Annotated in this window: 13 protein-coding genes; 5 read left to right on the plus strand and 8 right to left on the minus strand. The window is 45.7% G+C overall.

Annotated features, from left to right (window positions below):
* Positions 1 to 15: 15 nt before the first annotated feature.
* The 5 genes from HGO26_RS00660 to HGO26_RS00680 all read right to left on the minus strand — a co-directional run bounded on the left by HGO26_RS00660 (position 16) and on the right by HGO26_RS00680 (position 9,199).
* Positions 16 to 2,328 (minus strand): toxin-antitoxin system YwqK family antitoxin, encoded by a 2,313-nt coding sequence (locus HGO26_RS00660; RefSeq protein WP_168822640.1) that lies wholly within the window; start codon positions 2,326 to 2,328, stop codon positions 16 to 18.
* A 159-nt stretch (positions 2,329 to 2,487) separates the two neighbouring features.
* Positions 2,488 to 4,218: a toxin-antitoxin system YwqK family antitoxin gene (locus HGO26_RS00665; RefSeq protein ID WP_168822642.1), complete on the minus strand. Its 1,731-nt coding sequence runs from the start codon at positions 4,216 to 4,218 to the stop codon at positions 2,488 to 2,490.
* Between the two features lie 12 nt (positions 4,219 to 4,230).
* Positions 4,231 to 6,528 carry a hypothetical protein gene (locus tag HGO26_RS00670; protein WP_168822644.1) on the minus strand — a complete coding sequence of 766 codons (2,298 nt, stop codon included), beginning with the start codon at positions 6,526 to 6,528 and terminating at the stop codon, positions 4,231 to 4,233.
* 205 nt (positions 6,529 to 6,733) lie between these two features.
* The gene (locus tag HGO26_RS00675) at positions 6,734 to 7,942 is read right to left on the minus strand and encodes a NupC/NupG family nucleoside CNT transporter (protein WP_105251603.1); all 1,209 of its coding nucleotides are present in this window, start codon (positions 7,940 to 7,942) and stop codon (positions 6,734 to 6,736) included.
* Between the two features lie 309 nt (positions 7,943 to 8,251).
* On the minus strand, positions 8,252 to 9,199 hold the full coding sequence (locus HGO26_RS00680) for a LysR family transcriptional regulator (protein ID WP_028761657.1): 948 nt from the start codon (positions 9,197 to 9,199) through the stop codon (positions 8,252 to 8,254).
* A gap of 225 nt (positions 9,200 to 9,424) precedes the next feature.
* Here HGO26_RS00680 and HGO26_RS00685 point away from each other — a divergent pair, with 225 nt between their 5' ends.
* Positions 9,425 to 10,405, plus strand: a complete 981-nt coding sequence (locus HGO26_RS00685) for a dienelactone hydrolase family protein (RefSeq protein ID WP_168822646.1) — start codon at positions 9,425 to 9,427, stop codon at positions 10,403 to 10,405.
* A gap of 107 nt (positions 10,406 to 10,512) precedes the next feature.
* Here the strand turns inward: HGO26_RS00685 and HGO26_RS00690 are convergent, their stop codons facing one another.
* Genes HGO26_RS00690 through HGO26_RS00700 form a run of 3 tightly spaced genes read right to left on the minus strand, consistent with a single transcriptional unit; the run spans position 10,513 to position 15,229 of the window.
* On the minus strand, positions 10,513 to 11,802 hold the full coding sequence (locus tag HGO26_RS00690; RefSeq protein ID WP_168822648.1) for a cytochrome c: 1,290 nt from the start codon (positions 11,800 to 11,802) through the stop codon (positions 10,513 to 10,515).
* Positions 11,802 to 12,335 carry a (2Fe-2S)-binding protein gene (locus HGO26_RS00695; protein WP_006082848.1) on the minus strand — a complete coding sequence of 178 codons (534 nt, stop codon included), beginning with the start codon at positions 12,333 to 12,335 and terminating at the stop codon, positions 11,802 to 11,804. Before HGO26_RS00695 ends, HGO26_RS00690 begins: the two co-directional genes overlap by 1 nt.
* Entirely contained in the window at positions 12,332 to 15,229 is a 2,898-nt protein-coding gene (locus tag HGO26_RS00700; RefSeq protein WP_168822650.1) for a xanthine dehydrogenase family protein molybdopterin-binding subunit, read from the minus strand. Before HGO26_RS00700 ends, HGO26_RS00695 begins: the two co-directional genes overlap by 4 nt.
* A 1,209-nt stretch (positions 15,230 to 16,438) precedes the next feature.
* Between HGO26_RS00700 and HGO26_RS00705 the strand changes: the two genes are divergently transcribed.
* From HGO26_RS00705 to HGO26_RS00720, 4 genes are all read left to right on the plus strand, one after another.
* The gene (locus HGO26_RS00705; protein ID WP_063883774.1) at positions 16,439 to 16,969 is read left to right on the plus strand and encodes a HEPN domain-containing protein; all 531 of its coding nucleotides are present in this window, start codon (positions 16,439 to 16,441) and stop codon (positions 16,967 to 16,969) included.
* Positions 16,970 to 16,989: 20 nt separating this feature from the next.
* Entirely contained in the window at positions 16,990 to 17,409 is a 420-nt protein-coding gene (locus HGO26_RS00710) for a hypothetical protein (protein WP_168822652.1), read from the plus strand.
* An 83-nt stretch (positions 17,410 to 17,492) separates the two neighbouring features.
* A complete protein-coding gene (locus HGO26_RS00715) occupies positions 17,493 to 18,500 on the plus strand; it encodes a hypothetical protein (RefSeq protein WP_168822655.1) in 1,008 nt (335 codons plus the stop codon).
* Positions 18,500 to 19,897, plus strand: a complete 1,398-nt coding sequence (locus HGO26_RS00720) for a hypothetical protein (RefSeq protein WP_168822657.1) — start codon at positions 18,500 to 18,502, stop codon at positions 19,895 to 19,897. Before HGO26_RS00715 ends, HGO26_RS00720 begins: the two co-directional genes overlap by 1 nt.
* Positions 19,898 to 20,097 lie beyond the last annotated feature (200 nt).

The raw sequence follows: 20,097 nt of genomic DNA on the forward strand, positions 1-20,097 counted from the left end.
AACCCCATTTTTAAGCTAGCCATGGTGTTCTGTTTTAATCAGCTTGCCGAGTTGATCATAATGATTCCAATCCCCTGATTCTCGATCGCTGAGATAACTGCCTTCAGTGCGTTTTTCACCATTAGGCCAAAAACTTTGCCATAGACCTTCCTTGCGATCCCTAAGATAAGTGCCTTGTTCGGCTAACTTGCCATTGTTGTGGTAATAGCTGGCATCGCCTTCTTTTTGGCCTTTCACCCAAGTTTCAACGAGTTCTGGCTTACCGTTCTGGTGATATTGCTTAACTTGACCATCAAGCGACCCCTTAGCATAAATTGCCTCTAATTTGAGTTGGCCGTTACTGTAATATTCTTTCGTTTGGCCATGGCTTTGACCGTCTAAAAACTCAGTGCTAGCAGCTTGCATCCCATCCTCAAACCAGCTTTCCCACAATCCAGTTTGATTACCTTTATCCATAGCACCGCTAAGTTTTAGTTGGCCATTGTTGGGATAGTACTCGGCATACGGGCCTGTTTTGTCATTTTTATCATAGGTTTCTGAGCGGTAAACCACTTGCTTAAAGCTGTAAAACTCTCGAATTCCATGGCGCTTGTTTTCCTGCCAATGGCTTTTTTGCTGGATATTCCCCTCGGGGATTGTGCCATAGGTAGGGTCTTTTTCTTCGTAGCGATAATCTGTCCATAGACCGGTTTTTTGGTCGTCCAGATACTCCCCTGTCACACGGCGGCGTCCGTGGTAATACTCTGTATAGTTACCATTAAGTTTGCCATTGGCGAAGGTTTGCTCCCGTTGTTTCAGGCCTTCGCTGTACTGTATCCATAGGCCTTCTTTATTGCCGTTTTGATATGTGCCTTCTTCATTGGGATCACCATTGGCATACCAGCGGGCGAAATGGCCATCAAGAGGGTAACGACTGGCATTGTCTTTTTTATCCCGTGCGTAGTGAGATACTTCCCGAGGTTTACCGTTATCGTAAAATGACTCATATTTTCCGACCCATTGGCCATCGATACGTTCGCCGCGCTCACTCACTGTGCCGTCGTCAAAATAGGTTTCTGATTTCCCTGTTGGTTTACCTTCAACGTATTGATCTAGCGTCCGCAGCTTGCCATTGTTGTGGTAACGGCGTGATTCACCGTGACGCTGCCCTTGTCGCCATTGCTCGGAGGATTGCAGCTTGCCAGCGTGATAGCGCTCAAATTGGCCATCCTTAATTCCCATGTCGTAGTGGCTTTTTTCGAGCAGATGACCTTCGGCATCATAACGCTCCGATGGTCCATGAAGCGGGTATTGGCCATTGTCAGCCTGCTTTGAGTCTTGGTAGTTACGTAATTCTTTAAGTTGGCCGTTGTTGTGGAAATATTTTTGCGTACCGGCGAGTTGATCCTGTTTATAGTTGAGAGCACTAGTGAGAATGCCCTCGGCATTAAAATATTGCTGTGGCCCGTCTAATGCACCATTAACATACTGTTCTTCAACTTGTAATTTACCTGCATCATTAAATTGCTGGCATTTCCCTTGGCGTTGCCCAGCGCTATATTGGCAGCGGCTGGCGAGTTCACCATTGGGGTAAAATGTCCGTTCTTCACCCTCGAGCAGATTGAGATTAAACTGGCTGCTGCTCGATTTAGTCCCGTCATCGAAAAAGGTTTCCCATGCTCCTTGGCGACGGCCTTCGGCATCGAAGCGGCCCGTCACTGTGGCTTGTCCATTGGGATTTTGTTCTAAATAAGAACCTGAGAGTTGGTTGTTCGCATAGCTCTGGCTTTGGGACAAGGTGCCGTTTTCATAGAAACTTTCCCATTTCCCGTGGCGCAGGTTATCGAGGTAGCTTTCTTGGGCTTGCAGTTTGCCACTGTTATAGAAACGTTTTACTTGCTCCTTTTTACCGTCTTGATAGCGCGTCGTTTGGCTGAGATGGCCGCTGCTGTTGTATTCCTTCCATTCGCCCGTGGGCACGCCTTTGGCAAATTGCTGTTCCTCAGTAACTGCGCCGCTCAAATCGAACATATGCCAAGTGCCATCTTGATAACCCTGCTGATAGTTTCCTTCGACTAGCTTGCTGTTATTGGTATGAAATACTTGCCATTTACCATTAGGGATCCCCTCGGAAAACTGCCCTAAGGTATAGCCTTGGTTATCGCGCACTATTGCGATATCGCCATTTAAGGGCATTCCAGTGGCGAGATTGTAATAGCTGGGAATTCCGTCCTGTTGGCGGATTTCGACCATCATGGAGGAGAGATTTTGCGCTGCTTGTACATGGACACTGGTTAAGCTGGCTCCCGCAATCGCGAGGCTGATAAAGCTAAATGGCGTATTGAACATGCTGATTCCTTGCTCTGTTCTGGGTCTTAAGGCCGCGCGGTTTGCAGCCTATACAAGAATCCTAATTTTTTGCTGTTGAGTTTATTTATCGGGCTGTGCACTTATATACAGTGCACAGCGCCAAGGGTTAAGTTAATCGATTAAGCGAATATGCTTAGGCTAAAACATCGGGAAACCAGGGTCACTTGTGACCACAGGCGGCGGTGTTTCCTGATTTAAAAACTGCCCATGATTGTAGCTATTAATCACTTCAATCCAGCCATGCTCCTCAAACTCGTATTGCTTACCATGAAGCCTGCCCTGCTCATCATAATTCGCGATTTCGAGCACATAGTCCTCTGATGAGCGCAGTTCCCAATGGCCGACTTGTTTGCCTTGGTCGAAACGTCCATACCAATAGCGTCTTTCAGGATTGGGTATTGGGCGGAAACCGTACTCACCATCGGTAAATATCCAATCGCCATCCTGTTGACCATTGCGGTACTCGCCTTTTTCATACAATTGACCATTGTTGGCGTAACGTTGCACTAATCCATCGGGATTGCCATGGTTAAAATTTATTAATTCAAGCAGTTGCCCTGAACTTGTCTCATTACGAAACTCACCATGGAGTTCACCTTTGTCATCATAGCTAAAGGTGAGGCTGGTATCCTCTTGCTGCTTCTTCCATTTGCCTGAGGGCTTGTCATTGGAATATTGACCTTGCTCGGCCACCCAACGCTTACCGGTTTTATGGTCGATTTTCACCATTTCATAGGGGCCTTCACGCTTGCCCTCGTTAAAATACTCGCGGGAAACGGTGTTTACATCAGTTTGGTCGAAGGATTTAATATGTAAGCCAGTCAATTTTTTATCGAGTTCCTCGCGACGACTCACTAACTCGCCTTGCTGGTAGTCTTCGCTGAGTGACCAGTTTTTGAGTATGTCGTTTTCTGTGCTCTCAATCAGTTGGCCCTTGCTAAAGCGCTGCTGCTTACGATAAACCCAGCGATTACCTTGGTATTTGCTGTCGGTGGTTTTTTTTATTTGCCCTTGCTCATCGTATTCGATGGATTGGAGGGCATCCCCTTTGTCGTTAGTCACTTCCTTTAATTTGATCTGACCATTTTCATAATAAGTCAGTTGCTCACCGACCTGATAATCAGCTTGATATTGGTAGTGACGCTCGACTTTGCCATTGTCAAAATATTCAAAATAGTCACCTTGCCTTTTGTCTTTAACGTACTCTTGGGTCGATATGACTTGCCCATTCAGGCCCCAAGTTGTCTCTGTGCCATGCAATAGGCCATCAACGCGATGTGTTTCGCGGTTGAGTTTGCCAAGATTAAAATATTGGCTCACACAGGTCGGGTCATTGCAGATTTTTGCGGTGACTTCGCCCTCAGGACTAAAATGTTCGCTGATGCCGACTTCTTTGCCTTTTTGAAAGTTCACTTTGTAACGGATATTGCCGCCATTCCAATAAGCTGTTTCGAGGCCTTGTTTCACACCATTTTCATAGTGTGATTCAACATACAATTGGCCGGTGGCAATGTATTTTTTAAGCAAGCCATGAAGTTGGCCTTGCCCATTGCGAAAGCCTTGCTCGTACGGCTTGCCATCCTCAAAGTAACATTGATAAGCACCGCGGAATTGTTCGCTGGTGAGGGTTTTGCCAATTTTGTTATCGGCGAGGGCACTGGCGCAAAAAAGCATATCTTTGTTTTTGTAATAAACCTCAGCCTTATAATTGCCGTCGATCACTTCGGTCGATTGTTTTAGATAGTATTGAGCCTGTTTTTCATCTTTGACAACCTTCCAATGGGCATCGAGTAACACTTTTTGTGCATTGGCATGGGGGCTGATAAGTACGAGTGCTCCAAGGAGCAGTTTTACTGTAAATAGACGCATAACCGCTCCTTTTTATGGCAAAGGTTTAAAGGTGAATTCATAGGGGATGTCGACGGGGTCTTTAGAGATCGTCATATAACTCATCTTCGCTGCGGGGCCTGCGACACTTAAATAGCGACCATCGATCAGCACCTCGTTAATCCGCAGCTCAGTATTTTCGGGGAGTCGAATGGTTAACAGATTGCCTTGGGCATCTTCGACCTTAAAGTAATTTTTAAGATCGCTACTCGGCTCATTGCCATATCCGGTTTGCGTCAGCCAAGACTGTAAATCGATTAACCAAGGGCGGTCAGTCACGGGCAGTTCTAAAGGCTGCCAATGGATATCACCTTGGCAACGGATCTTGCCCTTGATCTGTTTATCGTAGAAGAACTGCCGCACGTGATCCGGAGTTATCAAAATATAGGCGGCACCGTTGGGGGCATTGGGATCAAACTGCCAAGTGACGGGGTTTTTACCCTCATTAAAACCTTGCTCTATTTCAGGTTTACAGGCGGTCGCCAAGGCGGCTGACATGGGAATATACAGATTATGACCATTATCAGTGACTGGTTTTATCTCTTGGATAGCACTGATTTCAGCTTTTGATGACTCAAGATCCTGATAGATGAAGCTATCAAGGCTTGAATTGCCAAACTCGCTTAGGGGATTGGCCAGATTTTGGTTGTAGTTGGTAAAGGTCATAAAGCGGATGTTCTTGGTTTGGCTTAACTCCGGCTGTGGCTGGTTCTCTACGATTGCAACGGTTTTAGGGATCTCATCTAGCTTAAGTAGCAGGGCGCGGGTGCTAAGGTGATGAGGATCATCGACACCGATTAATTCCCCCAGCAGTTCCTTATCCGTCACCGTTAACCATTGGGGATAATCACCATCGCGACGGGCTTCGGCCATCTTTCCTTTAAATTGCTGAAAAGGAAGGTTAATGTTTTTAGTCTTACTCTGCTTTGTCACGACTTTAAATAGCTTTGCCTCGGCGTCGAGCACCTGAATCGTGAGGCTCGCATCGCCAAAGGTATAGGGAGTGGCGACCAGTTCATCCCACGATTTTTCGACTATCTTATTGCTTTCGGGGATAAGGGTCAGCTTGGCGGTGATATGGTCTATCTGTTTGAGTTTATTGGCGGTGTTGTCCCAGCCTGTGGCGATAAGATCTACCGAAGACTCAATCGAGCGGTTGAAATTCATCGCCACACCTCTGCTGTGCTGCCAGAAGTGAATGTCTATCGGATTTCCGCTGGCATCAAAGGCGGCTAAGTCTTCATAATGCACATTAGCAACCACATATCGCGGGTTTATATTATGCACAAAGCGCAATTGCAGCACTTCTGGAGTGTCAGCGCCCCATGGGCCAATATTATCAAGAATACCTTGCTGATCAGGTAATAAGGATTTTATAAAGTCCTTATCATGGGCTTTATATTCCCGAGGAACATCGCTGATGGAGTACAGCTCTTTTTGCAGATCATCTATATCACGCTCGGCATCGTAGTTAGCGTCGGCATGCCAAAGCATGCTCATAATATAAGGGCTATCCTTGGGCGCCATGGCGATGCGGCGGGTGAGAGTACTGCCTTGCTGCACTTCCTGTTGAAAAAACGCCATGCTCTCTAACCAGCCGGTTTTGCGGTTAAGCTCGAACTTTCCATAGGCCTTAAAGTTGTCTTTCTCACCTTGTACTACTGCAAATAACTTATCTTCGGTCACTTGCTCAACCGTCCAAGTTAGGCGTGCATCCATGGGGGCGCTGATGCTATAACCGACCCTAGGCTCAAGTGCTACAGGCAAGGTTGGAGCTTGTTTAAACAAGCTATTAAGATTCACCCAGTGGTCAAATAATTCCTTGATATCTTTTTGATCCATCTTGGCAATGGGAGTCAGTTGGCGGACTTCACCATTGTTAAATTCCACATTAAAGCCATCTTTAACCAACTGAAAGATTTCATTAGAGTTACCTTTAGGGTCGATATTACTCACCGGAATCGGCATACCATAATCGCTAATTTGCAGCATATTAGGTTGGATAAAAAAACGGGCGTTATGGGTTAATGGCGTTGTTAAGTTGGCCGCCTTGCCCTCTGCGTCTTGTACTTGGTAATCCAGCAGTAATCGTGCCTGCAGCACTTTGCGGGTTTCAAAGCCATCATTGAGGTTTATGGTGGAGATAATCTGATATTCACGCTCTGTGGGTATGTTGGTATTAACTGAATTGGAGGGGGACGTTGAGTTATCGCAGGCGGCGAGCACTAAGGCTATGCCTAGTGCTGTTATACCGATTGCGGCGTTAACTGCCTTGTATTTCACTATGGCCATTCGTACTCCTTTGGCTACGCATGTTATTGAAATGTAAACTCATTAATCTTTTTCTGGCGACATTATACACAAAAAATATCTGAGGCATAAAAGAAAACCCAAACCAAGCTTGCTTGATTTGGGTTTGTGTTGATCGCGGTTTTGCTGCGCGCGAGTGGCTAACTCAATGGTGAGATGAGTGCCTAAAAAAGCCCAAGCTGATGGATTACAGCGAGAGGATCACGCTGGCAATTGCCGCACTCATGAGGTTGGCAAATACACCAGCGGCAATGGCGCGAAAACCATTACGGGCGATAAATTCGCGGCGCTCTGGCACCATGCTACCTAGTCCACCGATCAAAATTGCCATAGTGGAAATATTAGCGAAACCACACAGGGCGAAAGTCACAACGGCCTGAGAATGGGCGCTCAGTTGGTCTTCGACTTTCATTAACTGAATAAAGGCCACAAATTCATTCACCACGATTTTTTGGCCAATGAGTGAGCCTGCAGTAATGGCCTCATGCCAAGGAATACCCAGCAGCCACGCCATAGGGGCGAACAGATAACCGAGTAAAAATTCGAAGCTTAACTGGTAACCGAACCATTCACCCACAGCGCCTAACATGCCATTCAGTAGGGCGATAACACTGACAAAGGCCAGTAGAGTGGCACCAATCCCGACAGAAATCCGCATGCCAGACATAGCGCCATCGGCTAAGGCTTCAACCACATTGGTGGCGCGTGGCAGTTCGACTGAGGTGATTTCATCGGCACTATTTTTGTCATTGTCGCTAGGCGGCATGAGGATTTTTGCCATCAACAGACCCGCAGGTGCCGACATAAAGGCGGCGGCGATCAAATAGTTAAGATCGACACCTAAAGCGGCATATCCCACTAAGGTGCCGCCCGCGACTGAGGCTAAACCACAGCTCATGACCGCGAAGAATTGCGAATCGCTCATGTGCTTTAAATAAGGTTTGATCACCAGCGGCGCTTCAATCATGCCGACAAAGATGTTCGCCGTGGCAGATAAAGACTCGGCGCGGCCCGTGCCCAGTAAACGCTGCAGACCGCCACCAATAATGTTGATCACCTTAGGCATTAGACCAATATGGTACAGGGCTGAAATCAGCGCCGAGAAGAAGATGATGATACCTAAAACATTGATTGCAAATACGAAGCCGACTTTACCCGTGGCGAGATCGCCAAACAGAAAGCCAATCCCTTCGTTGCCGTAGGCTATCACGCTCGACACGCCCGCCGTAACGGATTGCAATACGGCCTTACCCGCGGGGACGTAGAGCACTAACAGGGCAAATATAATTTGTAAGCCTAGGGCTAAAATCACAGTGCGGTAGGGAATATTCTTGCGGTTCACTGACAGTAACCAAGCAAAAAACAAGATACTAATCATGCCTAATATCGCGGTCATAAGGGGTTATTCTTTTGAGTTAAGGAAGAAGCCGCGCATTGTAGGCCGAGTCGCAGTAAGGGCAAGTCGAGGGCGTTACTGGGCTGTTACGATAAAATAGTCGAAAATAGCAACAGTTTAAGTTGCTGTTTATGCAGGAGAATAAAAGCTATTTTAGCTACTGTTGCCCAGAGGAAATAATATTTGTGCCTGTGGCAATAATCGAAATCACGCCACAGACGACTTTAGGCTGGTGCAGTAGTCAGTGCTGGTTTGAAATGCAGCTTAAGTGACTGTTGCTTAAATGACAGTAGCTTAAGTGACTGCAGTTTAAGTGACTGTCTTACCTAACCAAGGTTTGAGCTTTTTATCCCAGTAGGGCGGGTGGCCGATATGGGACTTTAAACACTCGATTATCACCTTGTACTTAGTCGGTAAATGGCGCCGCCTCGGGTAAACCACATAGACGGGCATCTGTTGCAGTGGTTTCCAATCGGGTAAGAGCTGGATCAGTTTTCCGCTTTGAAACTCATCACTGAGTAAATACGTGGCCACATAGCCTATGCCGCGCCCGGCAATCACCGCATTGCGCACGGCTTCGGCTAAATCGACACGGTAATTCCCCGCCACATGCACGGTTTGTTCTAGGTCATCCTTAGCAAAACTCCAGCGATCATAATTACGGCTCTTGCTTTGATAGATAACGCAATTATGTTGCGCTAACGCCTGTGGATGGTGTGGCACGCCATGCTTGAGTAAATAATCGGGAGAGGCGACCACCACAAAGTTAGTCTCGGCAAGGTGCTGGGCGATATAACCTTCGTTCAGCTGTTCATGGTTAGTGATCCACAGATCCAGGCCTTCTTCTAGCATGTCGGCTTTATGGTCGAACAGGCTTAGCTCAAATCGCAATTCGGGGTATTTTTGCTGCAACACTTCCAGTGCGGGGATGATGTGTAAGGTGCCGAAGGACTGGGAGGAACCGAGACGAATCGTACCGCTAATGTCATCGCGGGCATCTAGCATAATCGCATCGGCATTTTGCGTCGCTTCAAACACTTGCTCACAGTAATGGGCAAACTGTTGGCCCGCGTCGGTTAGCACTAAGGTGCGAGTGGTCCGCTGGACTAATAGCAAGTTCAGCTCGGCTTCCAGTGCGCCAAGCTGCTTGCTGACATAGGAAGTCGAGGTTTTTAACTTGGCCGCCGCTTGGGTAAAACTACCACTGGTCACCAGAGTGTGGAATATCACCATCTGGCTAGCTCTATGTTGTATCACGCTAGGCCCTCTAGAATTTAAATCGCTATTTTAAGCTAGCCTTGCCCTAACCGACAGCCGTTTGTGCCGATCGTGTGCTATTTCAAAACAAACTTACCAAATGGCACACGTTAAAGTCAGTTGCCCTAAGTGCGATTCTTACTTTACTCTTGAGTTAAATCTTAACACCCACAAGCTAGGGAAGACGTGTTACCTGTGGTTAGCTTGTTCAATGGAGGAATAACGATGACACAACAAGACAAGCAAGCCTTAGCAGAAACAAGTCAGATACATGCCCAGAAAGTACAACCGATACCGCAGGAAGCCTTTGACTGGTATGACGAATATGCCCATGGCATTATCGATCGCCGTGAGTTTATGGGGCGGCTCGCAGGGCTGGTGGCGCTAGGTTTCACCATGACGATGCTCACGGGCGCACTCATGCCGAACTATGCCCTCGCTGAGCAAGTCTCCTTTAACGATCCCAGCATTCAAGCCAGCTATGTTAAGTTTCCTTCGCCAAATGGTTACGGTGAAGGGCGCGGCTACTTAGTCATGCCCGATGAGTTATTGCTCGCGGGCAGTGCCGCAGGTGAGCCGAAAACCTTAGATCCCACTAAAAAAGCCGCAGTGGTATTAGTGGTGCACGAGAACCGTGGCCTTAATCCCTATATCGAAGATGTGGCTCGCCGATTAGCCGCGCAGGGGTATATTGCCTTCGCCCCCGATGCGCTTTATTCCCTCGGTGGTTATCCGGGTAATGATGATGCGGGCCGCGCCATGCAAAGCAGTTTAGACAGAGCCAAAATCGAGCAAGACTTTATTGCCGCAGCGCAGTTTTTAAAAGCCCACCCCCAAAGCAATGGCAAACTCGGTGCCGTGGGTTTTTGTTTTGGTGGCTATATCGTCAATATGCTGGCCGCCACGATTCCCGATGAACTCAATGCAGGTGTACCTTTCTATGGCACACCCGCCGCTGCAGAACTGCGTAGCCGAGTAAAGGGGCCACTTATGTTACAATTTGCTGGGCTCGATCAGCGGGTAAACGACACTTGGGCCGAGTACGAAACTCAGCTAAAAGCCAACAAAGCCGATTATGTCGCTTATCTTTACCCTAATGTGAATCACGGTTTCCATAACGACTCCACTGGCCGATACGATAAAGCCACCGCCGAACTCGCTTGGGCGCGCAGCTTAGCCTTCTTCGATACTCGACTGCGTGGTTAGTGAGAATAAACGCCGTTGACTGACAGATTTTCGTGCTCTAAATCATTCAAGCAAAAGCCGACTCTAGAGTCGGCTTTTATTTTAAATCTCCCACATACCTATGTGGGTTAGTCGTGCTCGAGGATCACTTCTTTTAAGCTTTGGATGGTTTTTACATCGAGATTACCAGCTTGTGTGCTCCAGGTGAGTCTTAGGTAATTGGCTAAGTCTTTAATCTGCTCGTCGCTTAACTCATCAGCATATCCCGGCATAGCATAAAAGCTGGTGGTAGCGTTGTAATGCTGGCTCTGAATACCTTTTAGTATCACGGCGACGATATTGTGTGGACTCGCTTTATCTAAGGTGGCGTTTCCTGCCATCGCGGGGGCGACATTAGGACGACCTTCACCATTTTGACCATGACAACCGGCGCAGTAACCTTTGTAGAGCGTATAGCCTGGCAGTTCAGGTTTATGGCCGTTAAAGGTGAGGGCTTGTGGTGTAATATCTTCATCGGTATCAAGCAGATAGCTGCTAACCGCGCGCATATCATCATCGGTCAAGTGGCTAAAGCTGTGATATACCACGGGATACATGCCGCCAAAGACAGTGCCTTTACGGGAGTAGCCTTCGGTAAACAGCGACTTAAGATCCTCATGGGTCCAGTTCTGCCTGTTAAGCTCGGCGGGGCGAATGTCCGATGCCTCTAGCCCTTCGATAATCGCGCCCTCAAAGTGCTTGTCCTGCTCCATGGCAAACAGCGTGTCTCTTGGGGTGTGGCATTCACCGCAGTGCCCTAGGGCATTGACTAAGTAATTGCCGCGGTTCCAATGTTCGCTTTTTTCCTTGCTCGGGGTAAATTCCTTAGCATCGTGTGCGACTAAGTTCCAAGCTTTTAGGCCAAAACGCAGGTTAAACGGAAAGTAAACATCATTGTCACGATTGGCTTGTTTGATGGGTTTAGTACTCATCAAATAGGCATAAATCGCCTGAGTGTCTGCGTCCGTGAGCAGGCTGTAGGAAGTGTAAGGCATAGCAGGATAGAGGTTGCCGTTGACGCCAACACCGTGGTGCATGGCATCAAAAAACTCCTCGTAACTGTATTTGCCAATACCGGTTTCTTTGTCTGAGGTGATATTGGTCGAGTACACAGCGCCAAAGGGCGTTTCGAACGGCAAACCGCCCGCGAGTTCACGCCCGCCCACCGCAGTATGGCAGGCCACACAGTCGCCTATCTTCATCAGATACGCGCCGCGTGCGATGTCGTTATTCGTATTGCCGCCTTCATCGGCAACGCTGCTGGAACAGGCGAGTAAACCTAGCCCTAAACTCAGGAGTAGATTGTGACTCAACAGATTTTTTATCCTACTAATGTACGAGAAATTGCGCTGGAAATAGCGCAGATTGGCTGATGTCATCACAGGGTTAGCCCCTTAGTTTTGAGGATCAGATCTTTGACCGCCGCATAGTATTTTACGTAGCCAGTACAGCGGCATACGTGTTCACTCAAGGCATCTTCAACGACTTTTTCAACTTGATCTTTAGCGATAGGTTGTCGCTCTAATCGCTCAAGTAGTGCAGTCGATTCGTTGACAAAGCCCGAGGTACACCAACCACATTGAAACGAGAAGTGCTCTAAAAAAGCTTCTTGCACTGGGCTCAGGGCGGTGATTTCGCCAAGGGAGTTTTGTCTAGCATGACCTTCGACAGTGCGGACGCGTTTACCATTAAAACGCTCTACACCATTGATGCAGGTACGCACCACTTCACTCATGCCTTGCTCGTCGTCGACGATCACTGTACAGGCGTGGCATACGCCTGCGCCGCAACCAAACTTAGTGCCTGTGAGGTTCAAGTATTCATGTAGAAACTCAATCATCATCACACCATCGGCGACTTCAATCGGGCCTACGGCTTGGTTATTAATGGTCAGTTTAATAGACTGGCTCATGCCATGGCCTCCTTAATTTTTTTCGCTGTCATAGGTAAATCGTAAAAGCGGACATGGGTTGCTTGATACACGGCTTCAATCAGCGCCGCGACCACAGGGATCATCACCACTTCGGCGATACCACGGCTGGGATCGTTATCAGATAACTGCGGCAATATGGTATGACGTTGATCCCACACGCCCACATGCCGCGCTAACGGCACCTGATAGCGATTGAGGTTCCACGTACCATTGCCGGCGCCTGCTTCAAATGGCGGTAAGCCTTCATGCAGTGCATGGCCAATTCCCATCGCAAGGCCACCTTGAATTTGCCCTTCGACCAACTCTTTCACGATCACTTTGCCCGCTTCTAACCAAGTATGAGAACTCAGTAGCGTGACTTCGCCATTGCCTTCGTTTACGGCCACTTCAACCAAAGTGGCGCAGGGGGCGTAGTAAGTCACCATGGCATTGTTCAGTTCGGCCTTGGGATAACTCATGGCTTGACGATCGATCAAGTGATAGCTATTAGACTTCATGCTGGCTTGGCGCGCTTTGATACTCATAGTCGTGTCGGAAGTGGCCGCAAACGTCGCGTTCCCTTCGCCGTATTGCAGCGCCAGCGCATCCAAGGCTAAACGTTCTTTAGTGCCAAGAATGTCGAAATCGGCCTCGGCCCAAGCCCAGCGATTAAAGGCATGGCCCATCACGCCGACCACTAAGCCCATGTCGTGGGCGCGTTTCGCGAGAATATCGATCGACAGCGGCGGAAAGCCCAAGGCGGTTAACTTGCCATCGACCCAGCGACCATCGCGGGCGTTATGCAAATTAGTCGAGCCCATTGGGGTGTTAAAATACAACTCGTTCCAAATCGATACCGCCGCAGGCCACAGGCCGTGACGGTAGATCACGTCGGCGGCGATACGGGTGACATGGCTTTGATAATAGGCCGACATAGATGCCGACGATGCCATGGCTTTAACCGGTGTCCAGCGTGGATTGGCTGCCATTTCATCTTGGCGTTGCTGCGAAATAATATAAGGATTATCGGTTTGCACTAATTGCATCGCATCCCAAATATCCACTTCGGCGAGTTTTACCTCATCGGCAAAGTTGCCGAGGGCATCGCTGACCACCACAGCTTGGGAGGTTTGCGTGCCAGTGCCCATTTCGATAAAGCCGATTTCCAGGGTGATTTTACCGTCTTTCGCTAGGCGAACCGCCGCACTTGGCGCGGCGGCGCCCGTACCATAATCTTTGGTGGCGATACCAAAACCGACGCCGTAACGCATCCCTGGATGTTTGGCCTCATAGTCCTTTTTATTCACCGCGCGGTTTTGCCACACGGGAGCTTGCTCGGCCATCTCGAGCATTTCGCGGTAACGTAAAGTGCCGTTAGGAATCGCGCCTTGAGTATTGCGCTGGCCAGACTCCATCACGTTGGCGGCGCGCAGTTTAAAGGGATCAACCTTCAGCTCATCGGCTATCTCGTGGATCATGCATTCCATCGCCGTCATCGATTGCAGCGTGCCATAACCGCGCATCGAACCTGCATCTGGGTTACGCGACGCATAGGCGGTGGCGATAATATCGTTGCGCGGCGTGTAATAAATGCTTTGCATCGCTGTTGCGCCAACCGAGGTCACAGACGGGGTAAAGTTGACTCGTCCGCCGCCATCGACTGTCATCTGCGAAGTTAAGGCTTGGATTTTTAAGGTCGATTTATCCACCGCTAAGCGGCTTTTCATGATGAACGGATGACGCTTAAGGCCAGACTGGAATTGTTCGAATCTGTCATTGGCGAGTCGGATTGGTCCCTTGGCATAAACGGCCGCGATCACGCCGTAATAAGGAAATATCGAATGGTCTTTCGCGCCAAATCCACCGCCGATATAGGGCGAGTGCACCACAAGATGTTTTACCTTGCCTGCCAGTGGGCTAGATAACAGCATGTGCACTGCCATCTCTTGAAAGTCCTGCGGCGACTGCGAGGTAATCACAGTATGAAAGGTTTGGCTAGTTGCATCATACCAGCCGTTAAAGGCTTCGGGTTCCATCATCATAGGATCGATGATCTGGGTGCGATATTCCCGCTCTAACACTTGCCATTGTTGATTGGCTTGGGCGCTAGCAATCTGCTTATCTATCTCACCCGCATAATAAAGCCCGCGCTCAGACACTGTCCCTTTGGCATTCGGATTACCTAACCATTCTGGCTTGCGATCTTTTACGCTAGGGAAAAACAGCCCATCGTGGAGCGGGCTATATAAATCTTCCCGTGCGCCATTTTCACCTTCCACTCGAATAAGGCGCCAGCTGGCGTACGGGTCTTTCGAGTCCGACACAAACGGCGTTTGCTCACCAAAGCGCAGTAAGGTTTGGTCAAATTGCAGCAAGGACTTAGCTTGCTTAAAGGCGGGGAAACTGTCGAACAACAATATCGCCACCGCATGACCTAAGTAGTCGGCGGTTTGCCCCTCGGCTAGTAACATGTTGTCACCGTAAAAATCGGGCAGCTTGATTTTATCACGGGCCAGATCGGCGGCGGTTATCACTTTATAGGGCTTAGCCGACGCGGGCAGGTGGTCGAGGGAAAAGCCTTGATAAACATGGGATGCATCGGCAGCGCGTAGAATAAAAGCGTAACCTTGCTGCTTGGGCCAGCCCTCCATGTCCATAGCACGGTAATCACGGCCATAGACCTTTTGGCCTGTGACCTTAGCTATGCCGTCGTTACGAAACTTAGGTTTGGATTGACCATTAACCTGAGTTTGCCATTGGGCTGCCAGTTCAGGTGAGACAATCGCCGCATTAGCGCGACTCATTTCCCACAACAAAGGGGCCGAATATACGGCAACCCCGCCAATCACACATTGCTTGATAAAGGTCCGGCGTGACGTATTAGATGGTTCCATATCTCAACCTCAGTTGTGCTTACGTGTAATATCAGCCGCGCTGCATGGTATCGCCCGATATAAGCTTGTTGTCGATCGACTTTTTATTGATTGTTGCGACATAGCTTTGATAAACACTGAATGTAAATTTACATTAGCCACGTTAGCATGTAGGGCCGAAAATGCAAATTTAGGCGGTTAATCGTTGCAGTTTTGACCAAGCTAAATCAGAGTGTAAAACCCGTGTTATCAGGCTTCTACAGTGATGTTCGTACTGTGATTCAACTCAGTTACGTTTTGGCTGAATTTTGTTCAGCACCCTTTGCGCTGAGCCCTTGAGCAATGAGCTCAATTGGGGCTTATTCGCATGTCGAAATATGGCCATTTGCCAAAACAAGACCGCCCGTCACGGCAAGACTTCATTGCCACTGCAAGATCAAGAGATAGTGTTATTTGATGGCGATTGGTTTAGTCACATGCATTCATATCAACATTGTTAAATCAGTGCTTGCTTAATTACTTGATTTGTAATGCTAAAGTTATAGACAAGTGTACGCTATGTCGCTATCTTAGGTTTTTAACAAGGATGAGCTTTAATCGCGTACCCGCGATTCGAGTCACTTGCATCAGGACGATGTGTCTTTTCTCTTTCTTAGATACCCAACTCCTCCTGCAAATTCGTGAATATGCTTTGGCACTTATTTTCTTGTTGCCATAGTGCTTATTGGCATTGTACTCAATATTCAGCAGTGGACGTTTTGAGCTGGTGCGACCTTGTTTTGATTGATGGCTTGGCTGACGGATGTTGGCGAAGTGCGGTAGCAATGGGGAAGCTTTGTCGGTTCACAATTTGCCGTTTCACAAATTAGTGAACTGGTAATTTTGCGGCCTAGCGGCCGAGGTGAATCAAGGTCGTGGGTCTTCAACCCACACCCGACCAAGGAGGACTGCTCGTCCTATCCTCCTTGGATGCTCCAAGACGCCCCTAGCGAAGTTACATGCATTAGTTACTGGCCTAGCGCTTATTCGAAAATCACTAACGCTTCCGATGGTACATCCTGTACCCCGAAAGCTAGCTCGGCATCCATGCCTCGCTCACGTGATTTTCTTCAACGCCCGTCGGCAACTTCGCAGGGTATTGGTGTAACTCTTGGCATTAGTGTTTATTCAAAAAACTTTATTAAAATTCAGATTGTTACTTGTATGGCTACTATTTGGCTAAGGAATAAAATGTCTGTTGCTCTAAATACATTTAAGCGTGCAATCAATGATGCAAGAGCTTTGATCGAATGCTACGACGAACTAAATGTAAAACAGGAATCACAAGCATTGGGTGCATTAAAAAGAGCCGCTTTGATCATGACTATGACGGCTTGGGAAACCTATGTAGAAGATGTTGCTACAGAACTTTTCAACAACAAGTTTGGTGCACTAAAAGGGTGTCAAATTGGAAACTTTATGGAGCAGCAGTTTTCTACCCGCTTGAAAATGTTTCATAACCCAGACTCCGCTAAAACGAAGCAAATTTTTGAAGAGTTTTTCGGGATTGATGTTACAGAGCATTGGAAATGGCCGAATTACATCCCTAAACAAGCGAGAGAAACCCTTAATACTTGGCTAAGAAAGCGTGGAGATGCGGTTCATCGTGCGCAGGTTGAAATAGGAACACCTCAAATTATTAAGCGTGATGAAGTGGATAAGTGTATTCGGTTTATTACTGAATTAGTGACAGCAACAGATAAAGCATTAGGTTCAGTTTAGTTAGGGTTATGTGAGCTGCAATGAAACTAATACTACAAATTACCTTAGGTATCTTGCTAGCGAGTTTAGTCACTTTGTTGGTGCGAATTGGCTATTTGAGTTATGTCGAATACCGCCTGACACAAGGGCTTAATGAGTTTGCTATGCAACAAAAGCAAACGGAACTTGCTCGCCAGAAGGCAGCGAAAGATCGCCAGCTTGCTGAGTATCAGGTTCAGCAAGAGTTACAGCAAAATGCGGCTGAAAAATCCAGATTAGCCAAGCAAAACGAGGCCACTCGAATACGCAAAGCCGAAGCATGGCGCAAGTATTATCTAGTCCCCGAAGACTGTAAAAACTTTAAGTCCGACGAACACATGGTTAACTGCATCAATCACAAAGCCGATGCAAAAGCAGAATTTGATAGGGCGTACGATTCACGGGAATTAGTACTACCATAGTTAAGTAATGAGCATTGAAAATACAATTCATCTAGGGCGTTTTTTTAACTCAACCTATTTTTTATCTATAAAGGAATGTATAAATGACTGGCTTGCCAACAACGTTTGAACTGAAGTCTTTTGAAATAGATCTATCTAAACCTGCACCAACGCCCTCCACAGTTGCTGTTACATCGGAAGCAGATTTTGTATTTTTTGTTAGAGAGCTTGCTCGAAAAGTCAACTCTTCTAATTCAACAAGAAATTTCACTTTTAAGGACTCATCTAAAGTTAAAGATTCTATTGAAAAAATACTGAGTGCTGGATTTCTTCAAGTAGACGTATCTGATATTGCTAAATATTTATATGATGCTGAAACCACCTTTTCAAGTAGATATAAGATTTCTGATATAAAACAAGGCAATTTATTGATTTCTAGATTTAAAATTGAAAGTGATGATTTGTTGTTAATTGCAAAAGTTGATTTTGAATCATTTTTTGCAAAGAAATCATTTAAAAAAGAGGAAGGGTTACCAACTGAGAAAGGATTACTTAAGGCTGCGTTGTTTAAACTTGATAATGGAAAGCTTCCATTGTTATTTAAAATCGCAGATTCCAACTCATCTATATCCAAGTTTTGGTCAAATGAGTTCTTGAATTCATCACCATATAAATCTGATAGTGAAAATACATTAAATGCATTTTCTATGATTATTAAGTCGGTAAATAAAGTTTTAAAGAACTCAACTGTCGATAAAATTGCGCTGGCTAATAGTGTTATAACATATTTTACAACTAGGAGTGATTTTGATGCTGGAACTTTTATAAATGATGCAATTGGGAATTATAAATGTGAAGGAGATGTAGCCATAGCTGATGTAGTGTCTGAAATTGAAACCGTACTAAAGTCAAATAAGTTTGATGGGATTTTCTCAATAATATCTTCTGAAATAAAAGCAAAAATGAAGAAAACTTACAAGTTGGAGGATGATATTAGTATTGTTACCAATCAGGGAACAAAAGGTAGGATATATTCTAAAGATTTAGGTGGTAAAAAGTATGTTTTAATTCAATCCAATACGGGTTATGACCAGTTTCCAGAGCTAAAATAATGCATGCATGTCAATTCGAAGACTTTTATACTTATAAGGTTACATTTGATTTTTCCTCTAAAATTAGTCTTGAAGATATATTTTCTTCAAGTCTTTTTATAAGTGATTTGGCTGGTGTAAATATTAACTACGAGCTATATATTGATGGCGAAATTTCTTTTGAAAGTCAGTGTTTACATGAATATAAAAAGCAGTGTTTTGACAGTGTTGATGATGAGGATTGTTGTAAAGTATCATTAGTTATTGATAAAAGTAATTCTCCAGGTTTTGTCATAATTGAAAAGAATGTATTTAGTGATTATTTAATGGCAAAGAATTATATTGATTCTGCAACTTTGTTTTTTTCTGAAGTTATGAATCATGAATATAAACTTTTTATTCGTGATGGTAATATATTGAAACTTGTTGAGTTAGAACGTCCTCGCCCGATGAAACCTACTCCAACTATGGTTAGTAAATCAGCATTGCTTTTTGAGTTTTTTTCATGTGGTGGCGATCCAGATTTAATGTTTGATTGGTCTAGAATGTTTGATGATAGATTTAGAAATTATTTGAAAGAAGTATCATCATTATTGATGCTATCTCATCTCTGCTCTGATTTTGATGTCGTCAGAAAATGTTTTGTTTTTTCAGGCTATAAAGAAGTCGAAATATTTTTCGACAATGTTCTAAATGGTGAGGAACAACAGGATATATTGCAGACAGTGTATCAATGGGTTTATTCAGGGCAGGAAGATGCAGTTAAATTAGGAATATTAAGTAATGTTATATCTTTGTTTTCAGCTTCTGCCGATACAAGCTTATTTGATCAAAATTTAAAAAGAACTCTTTTTTCAAATTATAAAATATATTTGAAGGGTAATATTGAGAGGTATATTGAGGTTAAGAATAAAGTTTCTGAATTTGTTTTTGATTTGTCAAATAAAATTATTGAACATACAGATAACTTTAGAGGGGAGGTGAAAAAATCTGTTTTTGCTGTGTATAGCTTTTTCTTTATGTCTGTTGTTTTTACTGGTATTGACAAGGGTAAGTTGTCAAATATTTTTAATTTTGAAGTTTCAATTTTGACAATGTTGTTTCTTGTTGCGGCAATATTCTATATTCACGTATCAAAATCTGAATTGAATAGGAAAATAGATTTCGCTGAGGAACAGTTGAGTGACCTTAAATTTAGGTATAGTACGGTTCTTGACTTAGCTGAACTTGAAGAAGTATTTCAAAGAAATATTGTTTCCCAGGTTAGATTGAAATTTAATGAAGATGGGATATATTTTTTTGGTTTGGTCTTATGTTTTTCACTGATATTTTTTGTATTTGTTGGCTTGTTGTTGAATATCGGTTTGGAAGTCTTTGTTGGGAGGGTTTTGTCATTATCATCTGATTTATTTTATTAAATAAGCATGGTAACGAGGGCTGGTGTAGTGCTTCAATGCGAAAAGTTAACTCTAATGCCACAGAAGTTCACCGATCCCCTGCGAAGTTGTCGAAATACGCAGATAAAAATGCCGTGGCGACATCATGGATGATGGCGCAGGCTCGGGGGCACATGGATGTGCCATCTGAGCCGTTAGGCGATTTTTATTGGAGTATGAGA

This window comes from Shewanella oncorhynchi (genome assembly GCF_012584455.1).
Classification (GTDB): Bacteria; Pseudomonadota; Gammaproteobacteria; order Enterobacterales; family Shewanellaceae; genus Shewanella; species Shewanella oncorhynchi.

What these genes read in the sequence shown, in the direction of transcription:
- HGO26_RS00670 (WP_168822644.1), bottom strand. Translation starts at nt 6,528, where the DNA reads ATGGCCATAGTGAAATACAAGGCAGTTAACGCCGCAATCGGTATAACA.
- HGO26_RS00675 (WP_105251603.1), bottom strand. Translation starts at nt 7,942, where the DNA reads ATGACCGCGATATTAGGCATGATTAGTATCTTGTTTTTTGCTTGGTTA.
- HGO26_RS00660 (WP_168822640.1), bottom strand. Translation starts at nt 2,328, where the DNA reads ATGTTCAATACGCCATTTAGCTTTATCAGCCTCGCGATTGCGGGAGCC.
- HGO26_RS00720 (WP_168822657.1), top strand. Translation starts at nt 18,500, where the DNA reads ATGCATGCATGTCAATTCGAAGACTTTTATACTTATAAGGTTACATTT.
- HGO26_RS00715 (WP_168822655.1), top strand. Translation starts at nt 17,493, where the DNA reads ATGACTGGCTTGCCAACAACGTTTGAACTGAAGTCTTTTGAAATAGAT.
- HGO26_RS00685 (WP_168822646.1), top strand. Translation starts at nt 9,425, where the DNA reads ATGACACAACAAGACAAGCAAGCCTTAGCAGAAACAAGTCAGATACAT.
- HGO26_RS00695 (WP_006082848.1), bottom strand. Translation starts at nt 12,335, where the DNA reads ATGAGCCAGTCTATTAAACTGACCATTAATAACCAAGCCGTAGGCCCG.
- HGO26_RS00690 (WP_168822648.1), bottom strand. Translation starts at nt 11,802, where the DNA reads ATGACATCAGCCAATCTGCGCTATTTCCAGCGCAATTTCTCGTACATT.
- HGO26_RS00705 (WP_063883774.1), top strand. Translation starts at nt 16,439, where the DNA reads ATGTCTGTTGCTCTAAATACATTTAAGCGTGCAATCAATGATGCAAGA.
- HGO26_RS00665 (WP_168822642.1), bottom strand. Translation starts at nt 4,218, where the DNA reads ATGCGTCTATTTACAGTAAAACTGCTCCTTGGAGCACTCGTACTTATC.
- HGO26_RS00700 (WP_168822650.1), bottom strand. Translation starts at nt 15,229, where the DNA reads ATGGAACCATCTAATACGTCACGCCGGACCTTTATCAAGCAATGTGTG.
- HGO26_RS00710 (WP_168822652.1), top strand. Translation starts at nt 16,990, where the DNA reads ATGAAACTAATACTACAAATTACCTTAGGTATCTTGCTAGCGAGTTTA.